The following is a 14,316-nucleotide window of genomic DNA, read 5'->3' on the forward strand; positions in this document are numbered from 1 at the left end:
CGGGCCTTCTGCGTGAGTGGTGGGCTTAGCTGCCCGGCAGGATCACCTTGTCAATCACATGGATCACCCCGTTGGAGGCCGCAATATCTGCCGCCGCAACGCTTGCGTCATTGATCATCACGCCATTGTCCAGATCGATCATGATATCGGTGCCCTGAACGGTGGTTGCCATCATGTCGTCCTGCAGATCGGTCGACATCACTTTGCCCGGCACAACATGGTAGGTCAGGATCGCGATCAGCTGATCCTTGTTTTCCGGCTTCAACAGGGTCTCTACAGTGCCTTCAGGCAGGGCGGCAAAGGCGGCATCGGTCGGTGCGAAGACGGTGAAGGGGCCGTCGCCTTTCAGGGTTTCAACCAGACCCGCGGCCTGAACCGCGGCGACAAGCGTGTTGAAATCACCAGCGCCGACAGCGGTATCGACAATGTCTTTGGACATGCCACCGGCCATGGCAGGGGCGGCGAGAAGGGAAGCAAGAGCAATGGTTGCTGCGCGGATCATTGGATCAGTCTCCGAAATGGTTTTGGTGTCAGAATGCCTCTGGGGCATCTGTTGGGGCTACGCAGCCTCAGCCCAATTAGATCTGCGATATTTCTGGCAAAACGCCCTTGATTGCCTGCGCCTGCAGGCTAAGCCCGCCGGTTTTTTGATTTCCATAAAGTTCTCGTGAACAGACGTGAGCCGCTTTTGCAGCCTGTGCTTTGCAGGACACACTTTGCAAGACACACAAACACGCTCTGTCATTTCGGCAGGGCAGGCTGATTGACAGGGACACGTGGCCTGCCTATCTGGCGCAGGAAACGTCATCACATCAGATGGAATTGTTAGATGTTGGAGCTTGTGCATAAGCACTGATCACCACCGCTGGATCGGGGTGATCACAACCCGGGCCTGAAGCGAGACTTCGGCACCGGTGTTTTGATGTGTTTCAAAAACAGGTTCACAATGAACATCTCGAAAATCGAACAGCGCGTGCTGCACGCGTTGGCTCAGGGTGGTGAGATCCGCTTTGAGCGTGCTGGCAATGGCAAACTGACTGAGGTCCATTGCTTTACCCATGATGGCATGGTTTTGATGGGCTGTACCTTGGACGTCGTTGGTAAATTGCGCCGCAAACGTCTGATCAAATCGCAGAGCGCCAAACCTTACCGTATTTCCGCTCTAGGGCGCCAAGTGGTGCGACCACAGCTCAACAACCGAACGTAGCGAGGTCTGATATGAACATTCGCGAAGAAACCCCGGCGGATCTTGCGGTGATCCGTCAGATTGTCGATGACGCCTTTGCCGGGGCTGAACACAGCGGCGGCACTGAAGGTCAGATCGTCGAAAAACTGCGGGCGGCAGGGGCGTTGACCCTGTCGCTGGTCGCCGAGGAGGCAGGGCAGGCCCTGGGCCATGTTGCCTTTTCTCCGGTGCGCATCGGACCTCAGTCCACCGGGTGGTTTGGGCTAGGTCCCGTTGCTGTGCGCCCGGACCGGCAGGCGGGCGGCATTGGGGCGCGGCTGATTGAGGCCGGGTTGGCGCAGTTGCGTCAGCAGGGCGCCATGGGCTGTGTGGTGCTGGGCGATCCCGCTTATTACCAGCGCTTTGGCTTCCGGGCAGATCCACAGGTGCAGTTTGAAGGCGTTCCGCCTGAATATTTCATGCAGCTGACCTTTGCCGGTGCAACGCCAGCTGGTGCAGCGGTCTACCACGCGGCCTTTTATCCTGAATAACAGGGTTGCCTCTCCCATAGGGTGGGGGAGGCATTTTGAATGGCCTTTGTTTTGAGGGCCGTTTCGTCAACGTTCAAGCTGGCCAATAGCAAGACGCCCCGACCGGATGATCGGGGCGTCTTGATGTTCACGTGAGGGGTCTACTTAGTTCAGCCGTTCGCCGGTGCCAGGGGCAAAGTAGCTGACCTTGCCCAGGTCAAAAGCCAGATCCAGCATTGCGCCGGGCTGTGCCTTGGTTTCGGCATGCAGGCGGGCGGTGACCTGTTTGCCACCCAGTTCCGCCACCACATAGGTGTCAGCGCCCGCCGGCTCGACCATGTCGATCAGGCACTGCGCCTCCTGCACATCCTGACCGGCGCGGAAGCCTGCTTCGGCGATGTCTTCGGGGCGCAGACCCAGAATAACATCTTCGGGCAGATCGCCGCTGTGGGTGTCTTTCAACACAATCGGTGCGCCGTCGCCGCGGGTGATTTCAATGTCCAGACCGCTGCCGTTGCGCTTGGCTTTGGCTGGGATCAGGTTCATTGCGGGCGAACCCATGAAATCTGCCACAAACAGGTTTGCGGGGTTGTTGTAGATCTCCGCCGGGGTGCCGATCTGTTGCACCACGCCGCCCTTCAGCACCACGATCTTGGTCGCCAGCGTCATCGCCTCAATCTGGTCATGGGTCACATAGACCATTGTGGCGCCCAGGTTCTGGTGCAGCTTCTTGATCTCGGAGCGCATCTCAACCCGCAGTTTGGCGTCGAGGTTCGACAGCGGTTCATCAAACAAGAACAGCTTGGGATCACGCACCAGCGCCCGGCCCATCGCCACACGCTGCCGTTGACCACCGGACAGTTGCCCGGGGCGGCGGTTCAGCAGCGGTTCGATCTGCAGCTGGCTGGCCACCTCTTGCAGCTTGGCCGCCTGGGTTGCCGCATCCACGCCGCGAACTTTCATGCCGAAGGTGATGTTCTTGGCCACCGACATGGTCGGGTAGAGCGCGTAGGACTGGAACACCATCGCGATGTCGCGGTCCTTTGGACTGACATGGGTCATGTCCTTGCCGCCAATGCTCAGCGTGCCGCCGGTGATCGGCTCCAGCCCGGCGATGCAGTTCAGCAGCGTGGACTTACCGCAGCCCGAAGGCCCCACCAGAACCAGAAAGTCGCCCGGTTCAATCGAAACATTGATGTCTTTGAGGATCTCAACCGAACCGTAGTTCTTGTAGAGGTTCTTAATATCCAGAATAGGTGCCATTTGCCTTATCCCTTTACCGAGCCAGCGGTCAGGCCGCGGATGAAGTATTTGCCCGCCACCACATAGACGAGGAGCGTGGGAAGCGCGGCGATGATGGCGGCGGCCATGTCGACGTTATATTCCTTCACCCCGGTGGTGGAGTTGACGATGTTGTTGAGTGCCACGGTGACCGGCTGTGTGCCCGCCTGGCTGAAGCTGACGCCGAACAGGAAGTCATTCCAGATGTTGGTGAACTGCCAGATCACGGTCACCACCACGATGGGCAGCGACAGCGGCAGGAAGATCGACCAGAAGATCCGGAAGAAGCCCGCGCCGTCTACCTTGGCCGCCTTGGTCAGTTCGGCCGGAATGGTGACATAGTAGTTGCGGAAAAACAGCGTGGTGAACCCGATGCCGTAGATCACATGCACCACGATCAGCCCGGGGATGGAGCCTGCCAGCCCCATGATCCCCAGCATGCGTGCCATCGGCAGCAGCACCACCTGAAACGGGATGAAGCAGCCAAACAGCATCAGCGAGAAGATCAGGTTCGCGCCTTTGAAGCGCCACTGTGCAATCACGTAGCCGTTCATTGCGCCCAGCATGGTGGCCAGCAGCACAGCAGGCACTGTCATCAGGACCGAGTTCCAGAAGTAAGGGCGCAGGCCCTCACATTGCACACCGGTACAGGTTGACGACCAGGCGGTGCGCCAAGCGTCAAAGGTGACATCGCGGGGCAGCGAAATCAGGCTGCCGGTGCGGATCTCATCCAGGCTTTTGAGTGAGGTGGTGACCATCACAAACAGCGGCATCAGATAGAACAGCGCGAAGGCACCCAGCAGTGCAAACAGCAGCCAACGCAGGGCCAATTGGGACCAGTTCCGCTGTGGTGCGGCGCTGGGGGCGGCCGCATTGGCCGCGGGGGAGTGGGTGAAATCAGTCATGTTTCGCCCTCAGTTCAGAGTAGAGATAGGGAACCACGATGGCAAAGACGACGCCCATCATCACCATGGCCGAGCTTGCCGCCTGACCAATGTCGCCGCGCGAAAACGCCATGGCGTACATGTAGGTTGCGGGCAGATCCGTGGCGTAGCCGGGGCCACCACCGGTCAGCGCGATGACCAGGTCAAAGCTCTTGATGGCGAGGTGAGCCAGCACGATGAAAGCCGACAGGAAGATCGGGGCCATCGAAGGAATGATGATGGCGGAATAGATGCGCCAGGTCGGGATGCCGTCAACTTGGGCGGCCTTGATGATCTCTTCATCAACACCACGCAGACCAGCAAGGAACAGCGCCATGACAAAGCCCGAGGCCTGCCAGACAGCGGCGATCACCACGGCGTAGATGGCGCGATCAGGGTTCACCACCCAGTCAAAGGCGAAGTTTTCAAAACCCCAGCCGCGCACGGTGGCTTCGATCCCCAGACCGGGGTTCATGATCCACTTCCATGCGGTCCCGGTCACAATCATCGACAGTGCCATCGGGTAGAGGTAGATCGTGCGCAGCGCGCCCTCGGCCCGGATTTTCTGGTCCAGCAGGATCGCCAGCAGCAGCCCCAGTACCATTGAGATCACGATGAAGAGCACGCCGAAGATAAAGAGGTTGTCCATCGCTGTGTCCCAACGGGGCGAAGCGAAGAGGCGTTCGTATTGAATAAGACCTTTGATCTCGTATTTCGGCAGTAGCTTGGAGCGGGTGAAAGAGACCCAGGCCGTCCAGAAGATGAAGCCGTAAACGAAGATGAGGATGGCCACGAAAGATGGGGCGAGCACCATCTTGGGCATGTGGCGTTCAAGCCATTCGGTCATTGTGACGACCTTTCATTTGCGGTGACCCGCCCCGCAGTTGATCGGGACGGGTCGGGGGGAGATTACAGCGAGTTGGCGACCGAGTTGGCCAGCATCTCAACCGCGTCTGCCGAAGACATATCCGAGTTGAAATGCGCGGTCACAACATCGGTGATCGCACCAGCTTGGGCACCGCGCAGTGCCATGCCGTGGGCATAGCTGGGCAGCAGCGAGCCTGCTTCGTTGCTGGCGTTCATGTCTTTGGCCGAGGTGTGGGCGCAGCTGTCGAATTCATCCAGAGCAACGTCAACACGTGCAGGGATCGAGCCTTTGTTCAGGTTGAACACCTTCTGGAAGTTCTGACCAACGATCAGCTTGGCCAAAAGGTCCTGACCGGCTTTCTTGTCATCGCCGTCAACGTTGAACATCGCAAAGCTGTCAACGTTGTAGAGGTAACCTTCGCCGGGGGTAGAAGCACAGAGGAAGTCTTGGCCCGGCACTTTGCCAGCTGCAATAAACTCACCCTTGGCCCAGTCGCCCATGATCTGGAAGGCAGCTTCGCCGTTCATGACCATTGCAGTGGCAAGGTTCCAGTCGCGACCTGCAAAGTTGCTGTCCACATAGCCACGCAGGGTGCGCATCTGGTCGAAGATCTCAACCATGGTGTCAGATTTCAGGGTGTCCATGTCCAGTTCGACAAATGCTTTTTTGAAGAACTCAGGACCACCGATGCCCAGTGCAACGGCTTCAAAGACGGTCGCGTCCTGCCAGGCCTGACCGCCGTGAGCCAGCGGGATGATGCCTGCGGCCATCAGCTTGTCTGCGGCGGCGTTGAACTCAGCCCAGGTGGTGGGCATTGCGATGTCGTTGGATTTCAGGACATCAGCGTTGGCCCAGATCCAGTCAATGCGGTGGACGTTCACCGGCGCGGCGCACCAGGTGCCTTCGCATTTCATATGACCAGCGATCGAGGCTGGCAGAACATCGGCCCAGCCTTCTGCTTCGGCGACCGACGAAATGTCCGCCAGAACGCCCTCTTCGTACCATTCCTGAATGGCCGGGCCTTTCAGCTGAACGGCGGTCGGTGCGTTGCCCGACAGGACACGGGCGCGCAGTGCAGTCATTGCTGCGTCACCGCCACCACCTGCAACCGGCATGTCGGTCCAGGTGCCGCCATTGTCTGCAAATTCACTTTGCAGAACGGCCACGGATTTCGCTTCGCCGCCGGATGTCCACCAATGCAGAACTTCGGCTTCCGGACCTGCAACAGCCATGTTGGATGCAACAATCGACGCCACCGCTGCGGTGGCGAATACGGATTTCTTCATAAGATTACCTCCCAAGTGTGGCTGCCCGTTGGGGCAGCGCTGTTTAATTGGTGCCTCAGGTTTGCAGGTCCAAACAATGGCCCATCCGGCCCTTTTAGGTGAGTCATGTCACAAAATCCGGCCTTCTGTTACACGTTGTTACCTTGGCCTTGATTTTGTTGCATGGTGTTACAAACCCAGGGCAGGAGGCGCGGCACACCCCACGGCGGGGCGGGCTGCGACAAGGAAGAAGAGGGAGACAGCCATGGCGATTCCGCGGCTATTGGTTGTGGATGATGACGCTGAAACGCGCAGCATGATGACGCAGTTCATGCGGCAAAACGGCTTTATCGCACTGCCCGCACAAAGCGAGGCTGAGATCCAGGCGCAGTTGGAAAACGGACGCGTGGACCTGATCCTGCTGGATGTGATGCTGGGCGATGAAAACGGGGTCGAAATCTGCGCCCGGCTGCGTAGCGACCAGGATGTTCCGATCATCCTTGTCTCAGCGCTTTCGGCTGACCATCAGCGAATGGCGGGCTATGAGGTCGGGGCGGATGACTATATCGCCAAGCCGTTTAACCCGCAGTTGTTGCTGGCGCGGGTGCGGGCAGTGTTGCAACGCGCACAGCGCTCCGCTTCGCTGACCTATCGGCGCAAGGTGGGGACCTTCCGCTTTGGCGGCTGGGTCTATGACGCCAAACATGACGAGGTGCGCTCACCCGAAGGGTTTCAGGTGGCGCTGTCGCGGCGGGAAACCAGCCTGTTGAAGGTGCTTCTGGCCAATCCCCACATCCCCCTGACCCGTGAAGAGATTGCGGCAGCGCTGGATGTGACGGGCGACAGTGGCACGCCGGATACCGCAGGCCGCGCGATTGACGTGCTGGTGGGGCGCTTCCGTTCCAAGATTGAAAAGAACCCCAAAGACCCGCAGATGCTGCGGACGGAACGCGGTGTGGGCTATGTCTTTGCCGTGGATGTCCGGGTTGAGGCGGACTGATGCGGTTTTCCTTCCGCCTGCGCTCCCTCGGCATTCTTTGGACCCTTTCCGCCTTTGTTGCGGGGGCGGTGGCGGCGTGGCTTTGGGTCAGTTCCAACGCCGATTGGCGGGCCCATCAGCTGCGCGCCTATGCCGGTGGCGTGGCGCTCTATGATGCGCTGCGCGGGGACAGTCAGCCGCCCGCCGGCGTCAGGCTGAAACCCCTATCACCGGCGGAAACGCTTCTGGCGAATGAGGGCGCTTTTGCCCGGCTGCAGAAACCCGGCAAACCCGCCTATATCACCAATGTGTCGATCTATGCCGATCAGGGCGAATTCTTCACCGGGTCGCGCCTGAACATCGCGGTGATTTCTTCCACGCTGCGCTATCAGGTGTCTGCCCTGCCGCAGGGTGAAAACCGATCCGCGCCTGAAAAACTGGGGGCGATCACGCAGCTTTTGGCGACCTATTGCAGCGATCCCATCCTGCTGGCCCGGCTTGGCAATGACCTGTGGTGGCGGGTCGATGGGCTGGCGCTGTGGGGCTGTGAGGCGGCGCCGAATGACTGGCGTTTGGCGGCTGTGGCGTTGGCTGTTCTGGCGCTTGCGGTGTTGCTGAGCCAAGTGGCGGAAACCGCGGCAACCTTTGATCGCTTTGCCCAGGCGCTGCGGGCTCATCGCCGTTTTGGCGGGCCGGAAAGCTACCGCGCCGAAGGCCCGGCCGAATTGCGTGAGATTGTGCAGGCGGTGAACGCCTATCTGGAAAGCGAACGGGCACAGCTGAGCAAACGGGCGGTGGTGCTATCTGGCGTCAGCCATGACCTGGGCACACCAGCCACCCGCCTGCGCCTGCGATCTGCGCTGATCCCCGATCCCGAACTGCGCGAGAAGCTGGAAGGCGATATCGACCAGATGACCGGCATGATCGAAAGCGTTCTGACCTACACCCGCAGTGAGCTGAACACCGAGGAGCCGCGCCAGATTTCCTTGACCGCGCTGATTGAAGCGCTGGTGGAGGACTATCAGGATCTGGGCGATCCGGTAAGCTTCAGCCGCCGCGCACCTGAGATGATCGAGGGTGGGCGGTCTGTGTTCATGTCCCGCACCGGGCAAACCCTGGCCCCTGAGGAACGTCGCGTGCTGGTCGCCGCGCGACCGATCTCATTACAGCGGGCGCTGTCAAACCTGATCGACAACGCTTTGAAATACGGCCGCCGGGCAACTGTTGAGTTGGAAGCCATGGCCGATCGCGCCGTGATCACCGTTGAGGATGAGGGTTCCGAGTTCTCCGTTGCGGATATTGAGGGCATGTTGGCGCCGTTCCAACGTGGGCCCAACGCACAATCCGTCGATGGTTTTGGCCTTGGTCTGACCATTGTGGCAACCGTGGCGGAACAACACGGCGGGCACCTCAGCTTTGAAGAAGGGCGCACCGGTCTGCGGGCCCGGCTGGAGATCCAGCGCGGCTAGACCTCAGGTTCGGGTGCTTTGCAGGCTTTCTGGGTATAGCATCTGCCGCGGTGTCGCGAGCAGCAGGAAAATCGCGATGAGTTTCAGCAGGCTGGGCACTACTGCATAGGCCAGACCAAGCGCGTTCAGCGCCTCCACCCCGTTTTGCGCGGCAGGGCTGTAGCCCGCGGCCTGCAGCGCCGGCAGGGCGACCGCCGCCGCCACTGCCAGCGCCACTTTGGCGGCAAAGGACCAGAGGCCAAAGCCGATCCCCTCAGGTAATTCAAACCGTGCCAATGAGGCCGCAAACAGCGCTGGCAGGATAACCATATCCGCCGCCAGTGCCGCACCGGAGGCAAGGCAAACGATGGTAAACCCCCAGGTGGACCCAGGTTCCAGAACCGCGGCCCAGCCAAAGCTGAAGATCGCCAAAGTCATCGCCGGAACCAGAACCTGCCGCGCGCCCCAGCGCTTGGCCGCCATTGCCCAAAACGGTGCCGCCAGCCCTGCGCTGAGGAAGAACAACAACAGGAAGGGGCCGGTGAGGTTTGGCAATTGCAGACGGTCCTCGACAAAGAAAATGAATAGCGTCGACGACAGCGCCACCGGCAGCGCGTTGATCAATCCGATCAGCAGCAACCACATCGGCGCTGGCGCCCAGAGTTGCCGCAGGTTCAGCTTGCGCCGCGTCACCGGGTGGCCCGCTGGGCCAACCCAGAGCGCCCGGGTGCTCAGCGCCGCCAGCGCAATCAGCGTCACCAGTAGCAGGCCAAATTCGCGGTAGGGGGCATCCCGTCCAAGGGTGATCAGGATCTGTGGCGCACTGGCGGCAATCAACACGCCGCCCAAAAGACCCGCCTCACGCCAGCCGGCCAGCTTTAGATGGGCATGAGGTTGTGAACCGCCCGCCAGCGTCACGCCTTGGCCGTAAAACAGGATGTGCAACAGGCTGTAGCTGGTGAAAACCACGATGAGCGCAGCCATCAGCCAGGGTAGGGGTGCAATCGGCGCGGGCAGGACAAACAACATCAGAAAGCCAAGTGCCAACCCGGCCAACCCGATTTGGCTGAGGCGCAGGCGCTGCGGCGCATAGCGATCCACCAGCCAGCCAAGCACCGGATCCTGGATCAGGTCGATCAGGCGGATGGTGATCAACACGCCGCCCAATGTGGCCAGATCAATGCCCAACTCGCTGGCGGCAAAGCTGGGCAGGTGGATGTAAAGCGGTATGCCCGCGCTGGCCAGAACCGCGGCGAACAGGGCAACTTTGGGATAAAGACGGGTGGCTGGAGTCATTGACCACGCAGCTGGCTGGATAGCTTGGGGTCACGGGACTGATCCGACATCCAGATCGACAGCAGGCGTTTGCGGATATCGGGATGGCTCAACTCACAGGTCTTGCGGCCATTGAACAGGAAATCAACGCGATCCTTCTGCGCCCCAAAGGCCACAAACCGGTCACCGGGGGACACTGTGCGATAACAGCCCTGCAGTTTGCTCAGAATTTCAGGATGGTCCGTCTGGTCGCCCTCCAGCCGTTCCAATTCCTTGCCAGAGGCATAGACCAGCCTGTCCCGTTTGAAACTGCGGTCATAGGCCAGTTCCAGCGCAAAGGGTTGAGACCAGGAAAACGGTGCGGCATTGGCGGTGAACAGCCGCGCCGAATAGATCGGAATTCCTAACCAGCGGACCTTGGCACTGCCGCGTTGCGCTGCCGTTCGCAGGGAGCTTGCTATCGCTGCAGGGACCGCCAGATGGGGCGAATCTGTTTGAGCGGTCTTGGCAGAACTGGATCCGGCCAGCGCAACGCAGACAGTCATGACAAGTGCGAATACGAAGCCGAAAACGCCGCCGGAGGCGATGAGGGGAGGCCTATTGAAGCGGCGATAATTCATCAGCATGGTCCTTCTTGTCTTAGTGCTTACGATCTGGCCGGGTGAATGGATCACTCTTAACCGGCATGTTGACCGGCATCGGCGTACCCTTGGGGCATGAAATCCGCCAAGCGCTTGCAATTCGTTGAAAGATCGCCAATCAGGAAATGGTGAAATCTCTGCGTCTCATCCTTTTTGCGCTTCTGGCGCTGGTGGTGGCCTTTGGCTGCTATAGCGCCGCTATGTCCTATTTCCGCGCCGAAGAGCAGCAGCGCGCCGAAGGCCGGCTGTCGCTTTATCATTCGACCGTGACCGCCGAGATTGAGCAGTTTTCCCACCTGACCTACGTGTTGGCCCGCGATGCCTTTGTGATCGATGCCGCCAGCGCCGCCGCCACCGGGGAACTGGCCGGTGCTTTGAATGAGGCGCTGAACAACCGGCTGAAGTCCTTCGCTGCTGAGGCAGGGCTGGATGCGATCTATCTGATGCGCCCAGACGGTACCACCATCGCCACCTCAAACGCGGATCTGCCCGAAAGCTTTATCGGCAAGAACTATGCGTTTCGCCCCTACTTCCAGACCGCGCGGGATGGTGAACAGGGCCGGTTCTACGGGATCGGCTCCACCACCGGCCTGCCCGGGTATTTCATTGGCGATCCTGTGCGCAATGTCACAGGGGCCTTGGTGGGTGTGGTGGCGCTGAAGCTCGACATCTCCATGCTGGAGGCCCGCTGGCGCAGCGCGGGGGAGCAGGTGATGCTGGTCAATCAGGACGGTGTTGTGCTGCTGGCCTCTGATCCGGATTGGCGCTACCGCGTGCTGCAACCCTTGCAGCAGGCACAGCGGGCGCAGATCGAAACCGCCCGGCAGTTTGCCACTGAACCTCTGCCGCCCTTGGACTGGGAACCGCTGGCTGGGGGGCGGGCCCGGATCGGTATGGATGAGCGTTTGCACCTCACCGCCTCTGACCTGCCGCAGGGCTGGGTGCTGCATTACTTCGCCAGCGAAGAACGGGCCCAGTTCCGCGCCGCCCTCTTGACCGGTGGCCTGTTGTTGATCGCAACCTTGTGGCTGGTGGTCAGCCAGCAACGCCGGGCCCGGCGCATCGGCGCAGCCCTGCAGCAATCCAAAGATGAAGGCGTGCAGCTGCGTGAGGCCAACGACCGTCTGGCGGTGGAAATTGACGAGCGCCGTGCCGCGGAACGGCGGCTGAAACGCACCCAGGACGAATTAGAACGTGCTTCGCGTCTGGCAGCTCTGGGGCAGCTGGCAGCTTCGGTCACCCATGAGTTGGGTCAGCCCATCGCCGCCATGCGCAACCACCTGGCGGCAGCCGAAATCTCGGGCAGTGGCGGGCGGGCCACGCCGCGTATCGCAGCACTGGTCGACCGGATGGAGGGGATCACCCGGCAGCTCAAATTCTTTGCCCGCACCGAGGGCGAAAGCTTTGCCGAGGTTGATCTGGCCAGCGCGATGGCCGCGGCAATTGAGCTGGTGCGCTCCAATTTGGATCAGGCGGAGGTCACGCTGGACTGGCAGCGCCCAGGCGCCCCCATCAATGTGCGGGCCAATCAGCTGCGGCTGGAACAGGTGATGACCAATATCCTGCGCAACGCGGTGGACGCTGTCGAAGGCGACAGTGAACGGCGCATTGAAGTGCATCTGGGCCAGTCTGAACACCATGGTTGGTTTGAGGTCCGCGACAGCGGCCATGGACTGGGCGCCGCGACGCTAAAGGACTTGCAGGAACCCTTTGTGACCACCCGCGAAAGCGGCCGTGGCATGGGGTTGGGGCTGGCGATCTCGGCCAATATCATCAAAGAACACGCCGGTACGCTGGGGGCGCAGAACTTGGCGTCAGGTGGCGCCGCGTTTCGGGTAGAAATTCCCCTGACCGAGGAGGGACAGGATGACTGAAACACAAACTGTGTCGGTTCTGGTGGTGGATGATGACCGCGAAATGCGCCTGTCGCTGGTTGATCTGTTGGAAGCTGCCGACTGGAGGGTTGAGGCCCTGCCAAGGGCCGAAAAGGTTGCCGAACATCTCAGCCATTTCCAACCCGATGTGATCTTGTCAGATGTACGGATGCCCGGCATGTCGGGCCTTGAGCTGCTGGCCTCCCTGGATGCCGATACCGCACCACCGCTTGTGTTGATTTCGGCCCATGGGGATATCTCGATGGCGGTTAGCGCGATGCAGGCGGGCGCCTATAGTTTCGTCGAAAAACCCTATGAACCCCGCCGCCTGTTGAGCATCCTGCGCCACGCGGCCGAACAGCATCAGATGCGCCGCACCACTGAACGGCTGCGCGCCCGGCTGGCGCGCCTCTCGGGGCTGGACCGGGTGCTGCTGGGTGCAACGCCTGAACTGGCCAATCTGCGCGAAGACATCCTGGATGTCGCCGAAAGCCCTGCCGCGGTGCTGATCCAGGGGGAAACCGGCACTGGCAAAGAACTGGTGGCACGGGCGCTGCATGATCTGGGGCCGCAGGCCGATGGGCCGTTCCTGGCCCTGAACTGCGCTGCGCTGAACCCTGCCACTTTTGAAAGTGAGATGTTTGGCGAGGCCGGCCACCACGAAGGCAAGCTGCTGCTGGCAGACGGCGGCACGCTGTTCCTTGATGAAATCCTGTCCTGCCCGCCTGAGGTACAGGCCAAGCTGTTGCGGGTGATTGAGGACAAACAGGTGACCCCGCTTGGCGCGAGCCGTCCGGTGCCACTGCGTTTTCGGGTCGTCTCGGCCACCAATGAAGACATGGCCGAAGCCATCGCCGCAAAACGCTTCCGTCAGGATTTGTCGTTCCGGATCAACACGGTCGAGCTGATCCTGCCAACACTGCGCGCCCGGCGCGGTGATCTGGTGTTGCTGTTTACCCATTTTCTGGAACATTACGCCCAGACCTATGAGGTGGAGCCGCCCAACCTCACCCAAGAGGACCTGACAGCGTTGATGGCGCATGACTGGCCCGGCAACGTGCGCGAATTGCGCAATGTCGCCGAACGCCGGGTTCTGGCCGCACGGCGCGGCGGTGGCTCGGTCACCCGTGCGCTGCGGGTGGATCTCAGCGTGGATGAGGTGCCTGATACCCTGCGCGAAGCCGTCGCCGCCTATGAGCGCGCGTTGATCGGCAAAGCCATCACCGCCCATCAGGGCCGGATGGAGGCCGTTGCCGAAGCGCTGGGCATCGGTCGCCGCACCCTCAATGAGAAGATCGTCAAACTGGGCCTTGATAAGGACGCGCTGCTGTAACTGCGGCGGCTGATTTTGTTCTTGGCAATTTTGCGATGCTCGCTATGAGTGTTGTTGGTTTGTGCTTTTCTTATTTGGATGATTTCCTTGACCTCATTTTTGCGCGCCGCAACCCTGGCCTGTTTCGCCACTTTCACCGCCACATCCGCCCTGGCCGAAGATACGCTCTGTCAATTCTCCAAATGGCGCGGGGCCCCTGCCGACATCGCTATGAGTTGGACCGGGTCAGCTTTTGTGCTGCGGACGGACGCTTCTGGCGACAATATCTCTTTGAAATTTAACGAAGAATCATCGGATTGGATCCCGATGAAACGCAGTTCCAATGGTCGTTTTGATACTTTTGTGTATCGGCGCACTGCCAAGCCAGCGCCGGGGTTTATCAAACGGGCCCGGTTCAGTTTCCGGATCTATCCAGATGGCAAGTGCAAGGGCTTTGTGGAGGCCACAGGTTTCCCACTGTTGGAGGCCACCGGCAAGACCCGCTAAGCCTGCGGATTTCCGCAGGGCCAGTTTTTAGGCCCGCGCGGTTTCCTTCATAGCCAAGCACGCGGCGATCCGCCAAACTTCCTGCCATCCAAATGATGTTGGATCTTGGGAGGATCTGAAGATGAAAAAGTTTTTGACCCACGCAGCCGTTGCTGCGTTGGCGGCAGGTTTTGCAACCGAAACCATGGCGACCGAATGGAATGTTTCGCTTTGGGGCAAGCGTCGTGCGTTTACGGAGCATGTTGAGA

14 protein-coding genes and 1 pseudogene are annotated in these 14,316 nt (G+C 60.4%); 8 read left to right on the forward strand and 7 right to left on the reverse strand.

All coding sequences use genetic code 11. From position 1 onward, the window contains the following. Window positions 1–25: 25 nt before the first annotated feature. Window positions 26–502, reverse strand: a complete 477-nt coding sequence (locus tag TL5118_RS14215) for a fasciclin domain-containing protein (protein WP_058242786.1) — start codon at window positions 500–502, stop codon at window positions 26–28. 444 nt (window positions 503–946) lie between these two features. Here TL5118_RS14215 and TL5118_RS20940 point away from each other — a divergent pair, with 444 nt between their 5' ends. Together TL5118_RS20940 and TL5118_RS14225 are read left to right on the forward strand one after the other, a co-directional pair. After that, window positions 947–1,207, forward strand: a complete 261-nt coding sequence (locus tag TL5118_RS20940) for a YjhX family toxin (RefSeq protein WP_082626204.1) — start codon at window positions 947–949, stop codon at window positions 1,205–1,207. An 11-nt stretch (window positions 1,208–1,218) separates the two neighbouring features. After that, a complete protein-coding gene (locus TL5118_RS14225; protein WP_058242758.1) occupies window positions 1,219–1,716 on the forward strand; it encodes a GNAT family N-acetyltransferase in 498 nt (165 codons plus the stop codon). 144 nt (window positions 1,717–1,860) lie between these two features. Here TL5118_RS14225 and TL5118_RS14230 read toward each other — a convergent pair whose 3' ends face one another. From TL5118_RS14230 to TL5118_RS14245, 4 genes are all read right to left on the reverse strand, one after another. Then, on the reverse strand, window positions 1,861–2,958 hold the full coding sequence (locus TL5118_RS14230; protein ID WP_058242759.1) for an ABC transporter ATP-binding protein: 1,098 nt from the start codon (window positions 2,956–2,958) through the stop codon (window positions 1,861–1,863). A gap of 5 nt (window positions 2,959–2,963) precedes the next feature. After that, window positions 2,964–3,881 carry a carbohydrate ABC transporter permease gene (locus tag TL5118_RS14235; protein WP_082626205.1) on the reverse strand — a complete coding sequence of 306 codons (918 nt, stop codon included), beginning with the start codon at window positions 3,879–3,881 and terminating at the stop codon, window positions 2,964–2,966. Further along, window positions 3,874–4,746, reverse strand: coding sequence for a carbohydrate ABC transporter permease (locus tag TL5118_RS14240; protein ID WP_058242760.1), 873 nt, complete (start codon window positions 4,744–4,746; stop codon window positions 3,874–3,876). The genes TL5118_RS14235 and TL5118_RS14240 overlap by 8 nt, the downstream gene beginning before the upstream one ends. Before the next feature lie 62 nt (window positions 4,747–4,808). Further along, on the reverse strand, window positions 4,809–6,053 hold the full coding sequence (locus TL5118_RS14245) for an ABC transporter substrate-binding protein (RefSeq protein ID WP_058242761.1): 1,245 nt from the start codon (window positions 6,051–6,053) through the stop codon (window positions 4,809–4,811). 244 nt (window positions 6,054–6,297) lie between these two features. On the opposite strand from TL5118_RS14245, the gene TL5118_RS14250 reads away from it, so the two are divergent. Both TL5118_RS14250 and TL5118_RS14255 read left to right on the forward strand, forming a co-directional pair. Further along, the gene (locus TL5118_RS14250; RefSeq protein WP_058242762.1) at window positions 6,298–7,032 is read left to right on the forward strand and encodes a response regulator transcription factor; all 735 of its coding nucleotides are present in this window, start codon (window positions 6,298–6,300) and stop codon (window positions 7,030–7,032) included. After that, on the forward strand, window positions 7,032–8,480 hold the full coding sequence (locus TL5118_RS14255) for a sensor histidine kinase (protein ID WP_058242763.1): 1,449 nt from the start codon (window positions 7,032–7,034) through the stop codon (window positions 8,478–8,480). Before TL5118_RS14250 ends, TL5118_RS14255 begins: the two co-directional genes overlap by 1 nt. 3 nt (window positions 8,481–8,483) lie before the next feature. On the opposite strand, the gene TL5118_RS14260 is transcribed toward TL5118_RS14255, so the two are convergent. Next, window positions 8,484–9,755: an MFS transporter gene (locus TL5118_RS14260; RefSeq protein WP_058242764.1), complete on the reverse strand. Its 1,272-nt coding sequence runs from the start codon at window positions 9,753–9,755 to the stop codon at window positions 8,484–8,486. Further along, window positions 9,752–10,279 (reverse strand): hypothetical protein, encoded by a 528-nt coding sequence (locus tag TL5118_RS14265; RefSeq protein WP_131727447.1) that lies wholly within the window; start codon window positions 10,277–10,279, stop codon window positions 9,752–9,754. Before TL5118_RS14265 ends, TL5118_RS14260 begins: the two co-directional genes overlap by 4 nt. A 224-nt stretch (window positions 10,280–10,503) precedes the next feature. Between TL5118_RS14265 and TL5118_RS14270 the strand changes: the two genes are divergently transcribed. The 4 genes and pseudogenes from TL5118_RS14270 to TL5118_RS21635 all read left to right on the forward strand — a co-directional run. Then, window positions 10,504–12,249: a sensor histidine kinase gene (locus TL5118_RS14270; RefSeq protein ID WP_242601787.1), complete on the forward strand. Its 1,746-nt coding sequence runs from the start codon at window positions 10,504–10,506 to the stop codon at window positions 12,247–12,249. Next, window positions 12,242–13,582, forward strand: coding sequence for a sigma-54-dependent transcriptional regulator (locus tag TL5118_RS14275; RefSeq protein ID WP_058242767.1), 1,341 nt, complete (start codon window positions 12,242–12,244; stop codon window positions 13,580–13,582). The genes TL5118_RS14270 and TL5118_RS14275 overlap by 8 nt, the downstream gene beginning before the upstream one ends. 87 nt (window positions 13,583–13,669) lie before the next feature. Next, complete coding sequence (locus TL5118_RS14280) at window positions 13,670–14,068, forward strand: hypothetical protein (protein WP_058242768.1); 399 nt, start codon at window positions 13,670–13,672, stop codon at window positions 14,066–14,068. Between the two features lie 121 nt (window positions 14,069–14,189). Beyond that, window positions 14,190–14,316: pseudogene (locus TL5118_RS21635) on the forward strand (C4-dicarboxylate ABC transporter substrate-binding protein); the annotation flags it as partial.

Origin of the sequence: Thalassovita autumnalis, from assembly GCF_001458255.1 — a bacterium.
Taxonomy (GTDB): Bacteria; Pseudomonadota; Alphaproteobacteria; order Rhodobacterales; family Rhodobacteraceae; genus Thalassobius; species Thalassobius autumnalis.